This is a genomic window from Bradyrhizobium sp. YCK136 (genome assembly GCF_044570075.1).
Lineage (GTDB): Bacteria > Pseudomonadota > Alphaproteobacteria > Rhizobiales > Xanthobacteraceae > Bradyrhizobium > Bradyrhizobium diazoefficiens.
Genome location: NZ_CP172424.1, coordinates 3,615,063 through 3,631,801 on the forward strand (window position 1 = coordinate 3,615,063; position 16,739 = coordinate 3,631,801).

The window sequence follows — 16,739 nt, forward strand, 5'->3', positions numbered from 1 at the left end:
TCTAAATGCCTTTTCGGCGCCCGGTGTCCCGATTAGCCAATTTACCACGGCGCACCAAAAACCCCTCGTTAACTAGTTGATTTCGTTGACCCCCGCCTCGGTTAACAATAGCTTAATAGCGAAATTTTTCGGATTGCTTTCTAAAGACTTGATTTGAACTGCATAGAGTTTTGGCAGGGGCAGATAATGAACGCACAATTTCAGGTAGCGCAGGCTACCGGCACGGCTATTCCTACCAACACAACTCCAGTTCGAACTTTCACGCTGGCAAAGCCGCTAACAGATCAGGCGGTGGTCGTACATCTCGGATATGACCAGAAGGTCAAGCTCGATTTTTCGGCGATAGCCAACGAAAAGATCACGCTCGTCCATGTCGGCGAGAAGCTGATCATTCTGTTCGACAACAAATCGACGATCACGGTCGATCCGGTCTTCGATTCCCGACACGACGATCAGCACCTGCTGTCCATCGAGCTGGCGCCCGGACGCGACGTCAACGTGCAGGAATTCGCGAGCCTCTTCCCCATCACCACAGACCAGTCCGTGCTGCCTGCAGCCGGTGATGGCAACGGCAACGCCCAGGGAAGCGGCGCCAACTTCTCCAATGCTGCGGTCGATACCCTAAACGCCGGCAATCCGTTGGACCTGCTCGGGCAGGAACAGCTCGGCAATTTCGCCCTCAATCCCGAGACATTCGCCGGACTGCCTGCAACGACTCCGCCGAGTGCAGGCTTTACGCTCTCGGATACGATCGTCATCCACGATGAAACCGTCGATGTACAGATTCTGAACGGCGCGAACGATCAGCCCAGTGCTGGTCTGCCGGCAGTCTTCTCCGCCGTCGGACTGATCGGATGGGCCCAAAGCGCCGTTTCGGAGATCGCGTCGTCGAGCGCCGGTTTCGGCAGCGGCGGGACCGGAACGATCGCCTATGCGCTGACGACCTCGACCGGCGCGGCGTTCGCCGGCGTCGATTCCGGTCTGCAGGCCACGGTCACCGGCAATGAAATCTTCCTGTTCACCGAGGGCAATCTGGTCGTCGGACGTGAGGGCGCCGGCGGCGTGGCCGATCCGAACGGTGCGGTCGCCTTCCAGCTCTACCTCGATCCTGCGAGCCTGAAGCTTGACGTGGCCCAGTATGAAGCCATCAAGCACGGCACCGCGTCCGCCCCCGACACGAGCGAAGGCGCGCAGCTTGGCCATGTCGTTTTCGTGCAGCAGACGGTGACGGACGGCTCCGGCAACACGGCGACCGCGCTGTCGACCGGCTCGCTCGGCGTGTCATTTCTCGACGATGGTCCGACGATCCTGGTGACGGTGGCTGACGGAAGCGAAGGACCCACGCGTCTTGCAACCTTGTCGCTAGACGAATCGATCGCCAGTGACCGCGGCGCGAACGGCTTCCCGGACGGAACGTTCGACGACGTCTCGGGCAATACGAGTCCGGATCCGACCGGCACCCATCCCATCGGCACGATGAAGACCGATGTCGGCAATGTCGAAAGCCCGGGCGATCTGGCAGCCCTGTTCAATGTCGTCAAGGATGGCGGCACGGACACCGAGAAGACGACCGACTATGCCTATTCGTTTACTCTCAACGCCGCCGGCTTCTCGGAGGAATCGAAGGGTGGCATCGCCACCACGTTGAAGGTGACGGACCCGAACCACACCTATTCTGACGACACGATCTATCTGTTCAAGGTCAGCGACACCGAGATCGTGGGCCATGTCGGCGACGATCCGAACGGCCCGGTCGCGATTCGCATCACGCTGGATAACGCAGGCAGCCTCTCGGGAGGCCAGCTCGTCGTCGACCAGTACATGGCGATCGACCATGGCGCGGACCTCAACAATTTCGATTCGACGCAGTTCCTCAATCTGGTCGGAGAAGGCGCGAGCCTCGGCATTACGCTGACCGCGACCATCACCGACGGCGACAATGATACCGCGACGTCCTCGGCCACGATCGAGATCGCGGGGCCCCAACAGTCAAGCATCGGCTTCCAGGATGACGGCCCGTCGATTGATGTGACCGTGCATCAGCCGGTGGAGGGTTCGGCCCATCTAGCCACACTGTCGCTCGACGAATCGATCGGCGGCGATCGCGGCGCCAACGGTCTTCCTGACGGCACGGTCGACGACGTCTCAGGCAACACGGGCCCGGATCCGACCGGCACCAATCCGATCGGCGAGCTGAAGACGGTGGCCGGCGAAGGCGAGCTGAAGGGCGATCTGGAGGCGCTGTTCGACGTCACCAAGATTGCCGGCACCGACGGCGAGAAGTCGACCGACTATGCCTATTCGTTCGCGCTCTCGGGCGCCAAAGAAGCGGAGAACGGCGGCTTCGCCACCACGTTGAAGGTGACGGACCCGAACCACACCTATTCTGACGACACGATCTATCTGTTCAAGGTCAGCGACACCGAGATCGTGGGCCATGTCGGCGACGATCCGAACGGCCCGGTCGCGATCCGCATCACGCTGGATAACGCAGGCAGCCTCTCGGGAGGCCAGCTCGTCGTCGACCAGTACATGGCGATCGACCATGGCGCGGACCTCAACAATTTCGATTCGACGCAGTTCCTCAATCTGGTCGGAGAAGGCGCGAGCCTCGGCATTACGCTGACCGCGACCATCACCGACGGCGACAATGATACCGCGACGTCCTCGGCCACGATCGAGATCGTGGGTACCGAGGACTCCAGCATCAGCTTCCAGGACGACGGCCCCGCGGTCTCGGTTTCCGCCAATTCGGCTTTCCAGGTCGTTCACGACGAGACCCTGCTGCTGCAGAGCCCGCCGTTCGGCGACGACAATGACATTCTGTTCACGCCCGTGTTCAACGGCGTCAGCAATCCCGGACACGATCCGCAGGTTCTCTTTGGCCTTCCGATCGGGTACGCGCAGAGCAACGTCGCCGCGCTCACCATCGACAATGTGGATTTCGGCACCGACGGCGCGGCCAAGACGGGCGCCCAACTCTTCTCGCTGACGCTGACCGACGCGCAGGGTCAGAGCACGACCGGCCCGATCGATTCGAATCTCGCCACGACGGAAGGGAAAGAGATCTTCCTGTTCCTCGAGAACGGCCTGATCGTCGGCCGTTACGACGGGGGCGATCCCGGCAATGACGTGACCAGCACCAACGATCCGGCCGCGTTTGCGATTGCGATCGATCCGGTGAACGGCAAGGTGTCCGTCGTCCAGTATGTCTCGCTTCACCATAACAGCGCTGATATCGGCGGCGATATCGATGAGGCGGTCTCGCTTGGAGGCGCCCTCGGCCAGGTCAAGGCGACCGTGACGGTCACCGACGGCGACGGCGACCACGCTTCGGCGTCCGCCAACATTGGCGGTGGTATCCAGTTCGAAGACGACGGCCCGCTGGTGGCGGCGACGCTGTCTCGCAATTTCGGGGTGACGGCGGACGAGACACCGGGCAACCAGGCCAATGACGTCACGGGTCCTCTGGCGGTCTTCGCGGACGTTGCCAACCCCGGCGTTGATCCGGATGAGCCCGGAACACCGCTCGCCTACGCGACCAGCAGTGGCGCAGCCCTGAGCATCCTGCCGTACTTCGGCGTCGACGGACCCGATCCGGCTGCGGCGATCACCTATTCGCTCGAACTGAAGTCTTCAAACTCCGGCGTGACGTTGACGGACGGAACGGCGATTTCGTTGTCGCTGGACAGCGCCGGCCGGGTGATCGGCACGGTGGGTACGGATAACGTGCATCCCGAGCTGAGCGGCACCACCGCCTTTGCCGTGGCCATCGATCCGCTCTCCGGCAAGGTGTCGGTGGTCGAATATCTCTCGCTGCATCACTCCGATTCGTCCAATCCGAACGATCAGGTTTCGCTCGCTGCTGGCTCGATTTCCGCCGTCGTAACCATCAAGGATGGCGATGGCGACACGGCGTCCGCGTCGGCGGATATTTCGAGCAAGATCCACTTCAACGACGACGGTCCGGCGCTGACCATCGGCACCGGCGTGACCACGCCGGAACTTGTCGCGCTCGCACTGAATCTGGACGAGACGATCGGCCATGACGGGTCGCCGCCGGATCAATACAACATCGGCGAGGGCGAGTCGGGCGGCGGAGCGCCGAACGGAACGGCCGACGACACCGGCAACGCCACAGTCACGTTCACGACGGACGCGACCTCGACGGCTCAGATCGGCGAGCTGATGACGGGCGCGGGGCTGCTGGCGCCGTTGTTCACGAATGCGGTGATCGATTACGGGGCTGATGGTCCCGCCCTGGTCAATCCCGTCACGTCCGCGCTCAGCCTCGTCCTGACGGGCGCGCCCGAGGCGGGCGGCATCAAGACCAACCTTGTCGCGACCGCGCTGGCGGATAGCCTGCTCGAAGGCACGTCGCAGGAGCATCGGACCGTCTGGCTGACGATCGAGGGCGGTCAGATCGTCGGCCGCGTCGGTCATGATACGCTGTCCACGGCCGATGATTTCGTCGTGCTGCGTATCTCCCTGAATTCGACCGATCCGGCCACGGCACAGCTCGTGGTCGATCAATTCCTGCCGATCGATCACGACGCGTCGGAGCCTGCCGGGGCCCAGTTGCCCGAGAATCCCTCGCTGTTCGACGAGTCGATCTCGTTGCTCACGGCGATTGCCGGCCAGAGCGTCGGCGTGAAGCTGACCGTGACGGTGACCGACGGCGATGGTGACCATGTCACGAAATCGGCCACCGCGACTGTCATCGACCATAGCAATTCCATCGTCTCGATCGACGATTCTGGTCCGACGATCTCCGCTTCGCAGGATTGCGTCGATACGCCGCTCAGCTATGTCGGCATCAAGGCGGGCAACGTCGACGAGCGCGGTCTCGATGGTCCGAGCGATCAGGACGTGCTGATGTCCGGCGTCGGCCAGGGCAATAGCCCGAACGCGAACACGATCAACACGACAGGGAGCGATATTGGCGTCGGCAACCAGTCGATCGAGGGCCACGAGGTCCACGGAGGCAACGACCTGGCTGCGGAGATACTGCGGCTCGACTTCGTCAACAATGTCACGTTCCCTGCCAATACCTTCGCCTATAATGGGCACTATGAGGTTGATGCGGCCTCGTTCACGATCCACCAGATCCAGGGCAATCCGAGCAATACGGCGACGGTTTTCGTCCAGGTCTTCAATGCCAATGACAACAACGACTTCACCGATGACGGCAATCCGCTGCCGATCACGCTGAACGACGTCACCGTGACCGGGGATGCCAGCTACACCAAAATTCCGGTGTATGACGGCAATACGCTGGTCGGCGTCGTCATCGTCGGCCTGAACGAGGGTGCCACCGTCACGGTTGACACGTCGAACGATTTCAATCGTCTCGTCATTTCCAATTACGACAATGTCGCCTTCTCGAGCACGCCGAACGGCGCGCCGACCCTTCCGGTCGACCCGAACGATTCGCAAGAGCTCAATGTCGGTCATCCGTTCTCGGTGAGCGGCATTTCGTCCGTGGTGTGCGCGCCCGCCACGCTCAGCGTCACCCATGACGAGAGCGCGGGATTCGCTCCGCAGTCCGGCCCGAACCCGGAGAACGACGTCGATCCCGCGACCGCTCCGAGCGTGCTGACAGTCGCGATTGCCGGCGCCCAGATCGGTACGGTTCTCGGCTACGCCGAGTCGACCGGCGCCGCCAACACTCTGTTCACGACGCCCGATTTCGGCACGGATGGACCCGGCCCGGCCGGAGGTGTGTCCTATCAACTGACGAATTCCACCGGTGGCGGGTTCACCGGCCAGGATTCCGGGCTGAACACCACGGTCGGCAACCGCGACATCTTCCTGTTCACGGATTCCGCCAACCCGAACATCGTCTGGGGCGTCGACAGCAACAACCTCCAGACCGGCGAGAAGGTGTTCGCGCTTTATGTCGACACCGACGGGCATCTGTGGGTCGCACAGTTCGCGGCGATCGCGCACAATGTCGATGGCTCGACGCCCGCCGCCTATGACGACGAGGTCTCGATCACCAACGGCCTCGTGTACATCTCGGCCACCGCGACCGACGGTGATGGCGACACCGCCCATGCCGTTTCGCCGGCCGGGCTTCACATCAATTTCCAGGACGATGGTCCGCATGCATTTGCGGAAGCGCCGCAAGATGTCCTCGAAGGTTCCGCGCCGGTCACCGGACAGCTCGACTTCGATCCGGGCGCTGACGGCGCGACCGTCACTGAGATCAACGGGGTGAACTTGTCCTTCGGTGTGGACGGGTATTCCCAGGCGATCGCGCTCGCCCATGGCAGTCTCCAGGTCACGGCGGACGGCGCCTACAAGTTCGTTGCGCAGCCCGACGACGTCTACAAGACCGGCGGGCCGGCGAACTTCACGTACACCGTGACCGATGGTGACGGCGATACGTCGGCATCGACGGTATCGTTCGTGGTCACCGACGACAGCGACCCGACCAAGGTTACGTTGAACGACGTGACGGTGAACGAGGGCGTCGGCACGGCGACGATCTCGGCCAGCGTGGACCATGCGCCGCAGGGCAGCAATCTCGTGCTGACCTTGAGCAACGGCGCGACGATCACGATCCTTAATGGCCAGACGACGGGCACCTCGACGCCGTTCGCGGTGCAGGGCGACGACCCCTATGTCGATCACGAGACCTACCCCGTCTCGGTCACCGGCGCGACCGGCGGCAATTATGAGCTCCTTGACACCACCGACACGTCGACGGTGACGGTCAACGATACGATCACCACCAACTTCGTGACGCTGGACAACGTCGTGGTGTTCGAGAACCAGACGTTCGTCTACACGGCGCACATGGACTACGCCTCGCTGACGCCGTTCACGGTGACGCTGAACAATGGCGTGAACATCACCTTTGCGCCCGGTCAGTTCACCGCGATGTCGGCTCCGCAGGCGGCGCAGGGCGAAGACGTCTATGTGGACGGCCAGGTCATCCCGGTCTCGATCGCCGGCACGTCCGGCGGCAATTTCGAGGCGGTGAACACCACGACCTACGGCAATGCCACGGTCACGTTCAAGGACACGATCGACCCGACCAAGGTGACGTTGAACGACGTGACGGTGAACGAGGGCGTCGGCACGGCGACGATCTCGGCCAGCGTGGACCATGCGCCGCAGGGCAGCAATCTCGTGCTGACCTTGAGCAACGGCGCGACAATCACGATCCTTAATGGCCAGACGACGGGCACCTCGACGCCGTTCGCGGTGCAGGGCGACGACCCCTATGTCGATCACGAGACCTATCCCGTCTCGGTCACCGGCGCGACCGGCGGCAATTATGAGCTCCTTGACACCACCGACACGGCGACGGTGACGGTCAACGACACGATCACCACCAACTTCGTGACGCTGGACAACGTCGTGGTGTTCGAGAACCAGACGTTCGTCTACACGGCGCACATGGACTACGCCTCGCTGACGCCGTTCACGGTGACGCTGAACAACGGCGTGGACATCACCTTTGCGGCCGGTAGTTTTACCGCAATGTCGGCTCCGCAGGCGGCACAGGGCGAAGACGTCTATGTGGACGGCCAGGTCATCCCGGTCTCGATCGCCGGCACGTCCGGCGGCAATTTCGAGGCGGTGAACACCACGACCTACGGCAATGCCACGGTCACGTTCAAGGACACGATCGACGACACCACGGTGAGCCTGACGGCGACGCCGAGCATCACGGAGGCGGACACCAGCATCACCTACACGGCGACGCTGAGCCATCCGGCGCAGGCCGGCCAGCCGGTGACGGTGACGCTGTCGACCGGCGACGTCATCACGATCGCGGGCGGCGCCAGCAGCGGCTCGGTGGTGCACACGGTCGTGCCGAACGAGGACGTCTATCTCGACCCGACCTCGGTCAGCGCGACGATCAGCACGGCGAGCGGCGGTAATTTCGAGCACCTGGTCGTGAACAGCACGCCCGCGGTGACGCAGATCACCGACACGATCGACGACACCACGGTGAGCCTGACGGCGACGCCGAGTATCACGGAAGCGGACACCAGCATCACCTACACGGCGACGCTGAGCCATCCGGCGCAGGCCGGCCAGCCGGTGACGGTGACGCTGTCGACCGGCGACGTCATCACGATCGCGGGCGGCGCCAGCAGCGGCTCGGTGGTGCACACGGTCGTGCCGAACGAGGACGTCTATCTCGACCCGACCTCGGTCAGCGCGACGATCAGCACGGCGAGCGGCGGTAATTTCGAGCACCTGGTCGTGAACAGCACGCCCGCGGTGACGCAGATCACCGACACGATCGACGACACCACGGTGAGCCTGGCGGCGACGCCGAGCATCACGGAAGCGGACACCAGCATCACCTACACGGCGACGCTGAGCCATCCGGCGCAGGCCGGCCAGCCGGTGACGGTGACGCTGTCGACCGGCGACGTCATCACGATCGCAGGCGGCGCCAGCAGCGGCTCGGTGGTGCACACGGTCGTGCCGAACGAGGACGTCTATCTCGACCCGACCTCGGTCAGCGCGACGATCAGCACGGCGAGCGGCGGTAATTTCGAGCACCTGGTCGTGAACAGCACGCCCGCGGTGACGCAGATCACCGACACGATCGACGACACCACGGTGAGCCTGGCGGCGACGCCGAGCATCACGGAGGCTGACACCAGCATCACCTACACGGCGACGCTGAGCCATCCGGCGCAGGCCGGCCAGCCGGTGACGGTGACGCTGTCGACCGGCGACGTCATCACGATCGCGGGCGGCGCCAGCAGCGGCTCGGTGGTGCACACGGTCGTGCCGAACGAGGACGTCTATCTCGACCCGACCTCGGTCAGCGCGACGATCAGCACGGCGAGCGGCGGTAATTTCGAGCACCTGGTCGTGAACAGCACGCCCGCGGTGACGCAGATCACCGACACGATCGACGACACCACGGTGAGCCTGACGGCGACGCCGAGTATCACGGAAGCGGACACCAGCATCACCTACACGGCGACGCTGAGCCATCCGGCGCAGGCCGGCCAGCCGGTGACGGTGACGCTGTCGACCGGCGACGTCATCACGATCGCGGGCGGCGCCAGCAGCGGCTCGGTGGTGCACACGGTCGTGCCGAACGAGGACGTCTATCTCGACCCGACCTCGGTCAGCGCGACGATCAGCACGGCGAGCGGCGGTAATTTCGAGCACCTGGTCGTGAACAGCACGCCCGCGGTGACGCAGATCACCGACACGATCGACGACACCACGGTGAGCCTGGCGGCGACGCCGAGCATCACGGAAGCGGACACCAGCATCACCTACACGGCGACGCTGAGCCATCCGGCGCAGGCCGGCCAGCCGGTGACGGTGACGCTGTCGACCGGCGACGTCATCACGATCGCAGGCGGCGCCAGCAGCGGCTCGGTGGTGCACACGGTCGTGCCGAACGAGGACGTCTATCTCGACCCGACCTCGGTCAGCGCGACGATCAGCACGGCGAGCGGCGGTAATTTCGAGCACCTGGTCGTGAACAGCACGCCCGCGGTGACGCAGATCACCGACACGATCAACCCGGTCACCGCCACCCTGACGACCTCCACCACGACCATCTCGGAGTACGGCGGTTCGATCACCTATACAGTGACGCTGTCGAGCGGGCTGAGCCCGTTCACGCCGAAGTCGCCGCTGGATGTCCTGTTGAGCAATGGCGAGCACGTCATCATTGCCGCGAACGCGAGCAGCGGTTCTGTCACCAGGGCGTACACTGACGCCGAGATTACCAGCCAGGTCTCGATCGTCGATTCCATCAACAGTGTCAGTAACGGCGCGCAATATGAGCAGTTGCTGACGACGGGATCGACGATCGTCCCGGTCGTCTATTCGCCGACAATTGCCGTCGGGCCGAACAACGGCTTGCCCGAAGACACGCAGGAGGGAATCCAGTTCACGGCGACCGTCGGCGGCAGCTCGCACGTCACGCAGATCGTGGTCTCCGGTCTCACCGGATGGAACGTGGATGCGACGGCGGCCAACATTGCGCTCACGGGAGGCGGTGGCACTGCCTCGGTCAACAGCGCTTCGTTCAACAGTGGTGTGTTGACCATCAATATCACCGGTGCCGCCGATGGTGCGGCCGTGACGGCTGCGGTGCTGATGTCGCCGCCGCTCAACAGCGACGTTGACGCAACGGTGTCGATGACGGCGACGGCCGCGCAGGGGGCGACGACGTCCACCAGCGCCGCAACCCCGGGCACGATCTACGTCGACGCCGTCGCGGATGCGCCCGCACCGGTGACCGGCCAGAGCCACATCATTTTCGTCAAGGACTCGGCCAGCGACACCAACTCGGCATTCAGCAATGGCGAGACCGGGTCGCTGCAGGTCAAGGCGACGCTCGGGGACGTGCACGACGGGTCGGAGACCCACGTGCTGGACATCCACCTGCAGACCGGCTTTACGGCCGCCCTTGCCGCCAGCGGCACCATCGCCGGGACCTACAACGGTGTCGGCACGAATTTCAGCTACACCTACAGCAGCGGGACCGGGGATATCCACATCATCGTTCCCAACGATACGGCCCTGAACCAGAACACAGGCCAGACCGCCACGATCGATCTGAGCTTCGCCGTGACGGCGCCATTGACCGGCACGCTGCCGGACAACCTGAACTTCAGCATCACGGCAACCTCGACGGAAGCGACCCTGTCCGGTGGCGGCGTGGGCGCTGCCAACGCCGACCTGACCACCGATAACGTGGCCACGTTCCTCGACAGCACGGCCATTCCGGCCGCCAGGCTGCTGTCGGGTGCCTTCAAGACCAACACGAACAGCAATGTGCAGGAGGCGATTCTCAGCTTTGTCGACGAAGCGCAGCCCCTGGATGCATTCGCGCAGCTTATGACGTTCCAGGGCACCGGCCAGGCTTCCACTTTCGCAGGCGATGCGGGTTTCAATATCACCGGCTCGCATACGTTTGAGGTCGTCCTGGAAGCCGCCTTTACCGCCACGAGCCAGGTCAACGTAACCGATTTCACGTTGAACAACGTTACGATGGACAAGGGCGGGTCTGGTGTCACAACCAAGATCGAATATCTGCTGAGCGGCAGCACCGCGGAAGCGCTGACATCAGAGATCGTTCCCGACGGCGCTCACAACGCGGACACCTATGTGAACTCGCAGGATGGATCCAGTGCCGGCAATAATCCGCTGACCGGGACCAGCGTCAACGGCAACTATGTCTATGGTTTCAGTGGCGATGACACTCTGGTCGGCGGGACCGGGAATACGTTCCTGAACGGCGGTGCCGGCGCCGACGTCATCACGGGCGGCAGCAAGAACGACGTCATCGTGTTCGATACGAACGATACCAGCGTCAACGGTGGCGCCGGCTTCGACATCCTGCGTATCGACGAGGGCGCGATCTACAACAGCTCGTTCCAGGTAAGTGGCGCGCCGACCGGCGGTCTCTCCGCCGCCAATTCGCACGTCACCGGCGGCGTCCGGCTGTATGACGTCGATTTGTCGACCGAAAACCTGACCAACCTGGAAGCCATCCAGCTCACGGCGGAGGCTTCCGCCAGCAGCTTGTTTGGCACCGAGCTGCACGGTCTGACGGCTTCCAATGTGGTGGCTTTCACCGGCGGGGCAGGCGCGATCAACAGCCAGACCGGCACGGCCAATACGCTGTTCGTGATCGGATCGGCGGGCGACGACGTCGAGCTGACCGGCTTCTCCGAGACCGCAGCGACCTACACCTCGGCGGGCGGGCAGGTCTTCCACCAATGGGTCTCGACCAGCGGCCCAGCGGCCACGTTGTTCATCGACAATGATCTGCAGGTGAACCACGCCGCGCAGGCCTAGCCGACAGGCAGGTGCCGACGATACCGGAAGCGGCTCGATGAGAGCCGCTTTCTTTCTGTCTCACATCAGCAGCGGGAGCGCGCCCGGCCAGGCACCGCCCGCGGCGACGTCCGTGTCGCCCCATTCGGCGCCTTCATTGTTGGCTGCCGGCGCGGCCTCTGTGGGACCGGCGAACCGGTGCTGGGCGTAGGGCGCGGCGAACAGGTGGACGCCGGCGTGGTCGATGGCGAACAGCGGGGCCAGGTTCGTCGCCCCTGAATCCTCGATCAGCTCGGAGCGCCGGTTGTCCAGCACCAGCCACTGTCCCTCGAGGCGCGCGGCGAGCACGGCGTGGTCCTGCCGCACCGCGCGGTCGCGGACCAGTACGAGCCGCAGATCCTCGCGCGGAAATCCGGCTTCGTGGAGCGCGACATATTTCGCGATCGCATAATCCTCGCAGTCGCCCTTCGCCGTGGCGAAGGTCTCGAGCGGCGAGCTCCAGCGATCGGCTTCGCCGTGCTGCGCATAGTCGCTGACGTAGCGGACGACCATGTTGACCGCGCGATTGACCTCGTCGAGCCTTGCGCGTCCCGATTTCGCTTTCGCGGCGCCGATCAATCGCAGGAACTGCGCTGCGTTCGAGGGGCAATTGGCGGCGTCAGACTCGCACCGCTTCAGGGTCTCTGCGTCCCTGACCAGCCTGGTCTCGAGGCCCCGCCATTTCTGCCACAACAGGCCTTCGGGCGCGCGGAAGGTGAAGAGGCCGAACGGCTCGTCGCCTTTCGCCGGCACGGGCCTGGGCTCCGGGGCCGCGTCGGTCGCGATGTTGGAAGGTGTCAGCGCCGCGAGACGGACGGCATTCGGCCCGCGGCCGCGCATGGCATCGAGCTTCGCCAGCACGTCGTTGATGCGGAAGAACGTCGCCGGCGCACGCGTTGCCGCGTCAATGCCGGGAGCGAGAGTGTCCTGGGCGTCCTGAGCCAGGGCGTCTTGAGTCAGGGCGTCTTGAGTCAAGACGTCCCGAGCCAGGGCGTCATCGGCCCGGGCGGGCGATGTCACGCCGGCAACGACCAATGCAACCAGCCCCACGCCGAGCGCGCACAGGCCTTTGCGCTGCAATTCCCAATGCAGTGTCATAGACGACGTCCCCTGCGCCGGGAGCGTCGTCAACGTCTATTGCGTCGATCCACGCCCCGATCCTGTTGTCGGATCGAGACTGAGGTCTGCGACGCTTAGGTGAGGTTAAAGCGGGGGGAGGGCGGCAGCCTTGTCGCAAAGGCGGTCAATCGCGCGCTTCGAGCGACCGGCAAATTGTCGCCGCGACCTTTGCGCCCTGTTAACCTTGTCGAAGCCTCAACGCTCGCGCAGGGCTTCGTCGCGCAGTGTGCGGGCCGGCCTCACCAGATAATCGAGAACCGATTTCTCGCCGGTCAGCACCTCGACCGTCGCGATCATGCCGGGAATGATCGGGAGCGGCTTCTGCTCCGTGCCCAGGTGGTTCTTCTCTGTCCGCACCATGACGCGGTAGAAGCTCTCCTGGCGATCCGGGGTCTTTTCGGCCTTGTCGTCGACGATCGTATCGGCGCTGATGCGCTCGACCTTGCCCTTCAGCGAGCCGTAGACGGAGGAATCGTAGGCCGAGATCTTCACCACGGCGTCCTGGCCGGGCCGGATGAAGGCGATGTCCTGGGGCTTGATGCGACCTTCGACCAGCAGCGTGTCGTCGAGGGGGACGATGTCCATCACGTTGGCGCCGGGCTGCACGACTGCCCCCACGGTGGTCACGTTCAACTTGTTGACGATCCCATGCACGGGTGCCTTGAGGTCGGTTCGCCGGACCCGGTCCTGCGCCGATTTGATATTTTCATCGAGCACGGCCAGGTCGCCCTTGGACTTCGCAAGATCTTCGTCCGCCTGGGAGCGGAAGGAGGAGACCGTGCTCGCGATCTTGGATTGGGCCTCCGCGAGTTGTCCTCTCATCTCGGTCGCCTGGCGGTCGAGCCGCAGCATCTCGATTTCCGGCACCACCTTTTGCTCGTACAGCTTGCGCGTCAACGCCAGCTCCCGATCCAGCAATTTGAGCGTGCCGCCGAGCCGGGCGACCTGCTGGTTCAGGACGTCGACATCCTGCGCCAGTTTCTGCGCGCGCATCTTGAACACGCTGCTTTCCGTAGCCACGGCCGACGGCACCACCTGATCAAGCTGATCGGGAAAGATCAGCTCGCCCTTTCCCCTGGCTTCGGCCTCTAGTCTGGTGACACGGGCCGCCATCGCAGCCCGCCGTTCCCTGATCTCGCCGAATTCGGATGCAAACTTTGTATCGTCGATGCGCATCAGGGATTGTCCCTGCTGGACGATCGATCCCTCCTGGACGAGGATATCGCCGACGATCCCGCCTTCGAGCGACTGCACCACCTGCATCTGGCGCGCGGGTACGACGCGGCCGTTGCCTCGCTTGACTTCATCCAGCACGGCGAAATGAGCCCAGGTCAGGAACGTGGCGAGCAGGGCAAGGGACGCTACAAGCAGCATGCGGGAGGTCCGCGGCGCACGAAGCGCGGCGGCAGCCCGAACATCGTTGGCAAACGCGAAATCAGACGACATTGGTTCTGGCCATGGGTGAGACGGGGTGCTCGGCAGCCGCCGGCATCGGGGTCTGGCTCGGCGTCGATGGCGCCGGCTTGCCCTGCAGGAGCGCGAGAACCTTGTCGCGGGGGCCGTCGGCGATCAGTCGGCCGTTGTCGAACAGCAGCAGGCGGTCGACCATATTCAGCAGTGAGAGCCGATGCGTCGAGATCAGAATGGTGATCTGCTCTTCGCGCAACGCCCTCAGGCGCTCGAGAAATTCGGCTTCGCTGCGAATGTCGAAATGGGCTGTCGGTTCGTCCAGAAACAATATCCGCGGCTTCCTGATGAGCACCCGCGCAAGGCCGATGGCCTGCTTCTGGCCGCCGGAGAGGCTCCGGCCGCCTTCCGAAATGGGCATGTCGTAGCCCATGGGATGGCCCGCGACGAACGTCTCGACGCCGGCCAGCCGTGCCGCGGCCAGGACTTCCTCGTCGGTTGCCTCGGGTTTGCCCAGCGCGATGTTGTCGCGCAGCTTTCCGAAGAACAGCTCGGTGTCCTGCATCGCAAAGCCAACCCCGGACCGCAGGTCGGACGGATCGTATTGCCGCGAGTCGACACCATCGACGAGGATGCGGCCCTCCTGCGCCTCATAGAAGCCGAGCAGAAGCCGCCCCACAGTCGTCTTGCCGGATCCAATGCGTCCGATGATGCCGACCTTCTCGCCGCCTTCGATCTTGAAGGATACCTTGTCGAGGGCCTTGCCGGGCGCGTTGGGGTAAGTGAAGCTGACGCCGTCGAAAGCGATCGCGCCTTCACGGATCTGTCGAGAGACATAGGCACGCGCAGGGGATCGCTCGCGCTCCAGCGACATAATGCGATCGATGGCCTTTAGCGAACTCAGCGTTTGCGTTCCGCGCGTGATCACCGAAGCGATCCCGGCGATCGGTGCCAGAACGCGCCCCGCCAGCATGTTTGCCGCGACCAGCGCTCCGACCGTGAGCTTGCCGTCGAGTATCAGGAATACGCCGACGACGATCAGGGCGAGGCTGGTGAGCTGTTGGGCCGTATTGGCGCTCGTCAGCGCGAGCGAGGCCCAGAAATGGACGTCTTCGCCCGAGCGGGCCGTTGCCGCGACGGATCGCTCCCAGGCCGTTTGCATGCGCGCTTCGGCGCCGGTCGCGCGTATCGTCTCGAGGCCGGACAGCGATTCGACCAGCACGCCATGACGTGCCGCAGCTTCAGCCTGCTGGCGTTTCATGGCCCGGTCCAGCGGGCGCTGCAAGGCCAGGCCGATCAGGAGCATGACCGGCAACATCACCAGAGGTATCCAGGCCAGCGGCCCTGCGATGACAAAGAGAATCCCGACAAACAGCATCGCGAACAGCAGATCCGTCGCGGATACGACGCTGCCGGACGTGAAGAACTCGCGAACTGAATCGAAGTCGCGCAACTGATTGGCGAGGATGCCCACCGACGCGGGACGCTGCGCCATCTTCACGCCCATCACGTGCTCGAAAATGTTGGCAGCGAGGATGACGTCGATCGTCTTGCCGGTGACATCGATCATACGGCTGCGAACCGTCCGGAAGATGAAGTCGAACGCAATCGCCAACCCCATTCCGATCGACAGGGCGATCAGCGAAGGAAGCGCGCCATTGGGGACGACGCGGTCGTAGACGCTCATGGTGAAGAGGGGCGTCGCCAGCGCGAGCATATTTATCAGGAAGGCTGCAAGCGCGATGTGACCGTAGCCGCGCCAATGCAGCTTGACCACCGACCAAAACCAATGGCTTCGCGGCAGATCGCCGGCAGCGACGGCGCGTGCGTTGCTCTCAACCGTAGCCCTGACGAAGAAAGCGTATCCGGTGTAGCCGGCCGAGATGGTCTGGATCGCGTGAAGCTCAGGGATGCCGGCCTTGAGGGACGGATTGAGGACTTTGACACTGCTTCCGGATTTGTCGAACCCCAGCAGGATCAGCGTCGTGCCATTCTTCATGATAAGGACGGCCGGCAGCACCAGCGCGGGAATATCGGCAATGTCCCGTTTGACCGCTTCGGTCTGGAGGCCCGCGCGCTGAGCCGCACGGTCATAGAGGGGAACTGACAACCGGCCGTCGAGGATCGGCAGGCCGCCTAGCAATGCCTCGCGACTAACAGCGCGGCCGTGGTACGACGCCAGGAAAATGAGCGATGATGCAAGTGGGTCGTCGCTTTCGAGGCGACCTGTCGCTTGCTTCGGTTCAGACGCAACGGCTTGCTCCGCGACGAAGTGGCCATGCATGTGCGTTGACTCGGATGCTCGAAACAACAAATGCGAATGTCCAAAATGAAATGATGCGGAGCGAAAAGCGAACCGTCATTCCAGCATAGCGGAAAACGCACGAAAT

Annotated in this window: 4 protein-coding genes; 1 reads left to right on the forward strand and 3 read right to left on the reverse strand. The window is 63.7% G+C overall.

Annotated features, from left to right (window positions below):
- Window positions 1-291 precede the first annotated feature (291 nt).
- Entirely contained in the window at window positions 292-11,805 is an 11,514-nt protein-coding gene (locus ACFLEY_RS17155) for an immunoglobulin-like domain-containing protein (protein WP_060907995.1), read from the forward strand.
- 60 nt (window positions 11,806-11,865) lie between these two features.
- Here the strand turns inward: ACFLEY_RS17155 and ACFLEY_RS17160 are convergent, their stop codons facing one another.
- From ACFLEY_RS17160 to ACFLEY_RS17170, 3 genes are all read right to left on the reverse strand, one after another.
- Complete coding sequence (locus ACFLEY_RS17160) at window positions 11,866-12,903, reverse strand: transglutaminase-like cysteine peptidase (RefSeq protein ID WP_028171350.1); 1,038 nt, start codon at window positions 12,901-12,903, stop codon at window positions 11,866-11,868.
- Between the two features lie 234 nt (window positions 12,904-13,137).
- On the reverse strand, window positions 13,138-14,388 hold the full coding sequence (locus ACFLEY_RS17165; RefSeq protein ID WP_011088217.1) for an HlyD family type I secretion periplasmic adaptor subunit: 1,251 nt from the start codon (window positions 14,386-14,388) through the stop codon (window positions 13,138-13,140).
- Window positions 14,378-16,633, reverse strand: coding sequence for a type I secretion system permease/ATPase (locus tag ACFLEY_RS17170; protein ID WP_060907994.1), 2,256 nt, complete (start codon window positions 16,631-16,633; stop codon window positions 14,378-14,380). Before ACFLEY_RS17170 ends, ACFLEY_RS17165 begins: the two co-directional genes overlap by 11 nt.
- Between the last annotated feature and the right edge of the window lie 106 nt (window positions 16,634-16,739).

Excerpts from the sequence above, each read along its gene's own strand:
- ACFLEY_RS17165 (WP_011088217.1), bottom strand. The coding sequence starts at position 14,388 with ATGTCGTCTGATTTCGCGTTTGCCAACGATGTTCGGGCTGCCGCCGCG.
- ACFLEY_RS17170 (WP_060907994.1), bottom strand. The coding sequence starts at position 16,633 with ATGCATGGCCACTTCGTCGCGGAGCAAGCCGTTGCGTCTGAACCGAAG.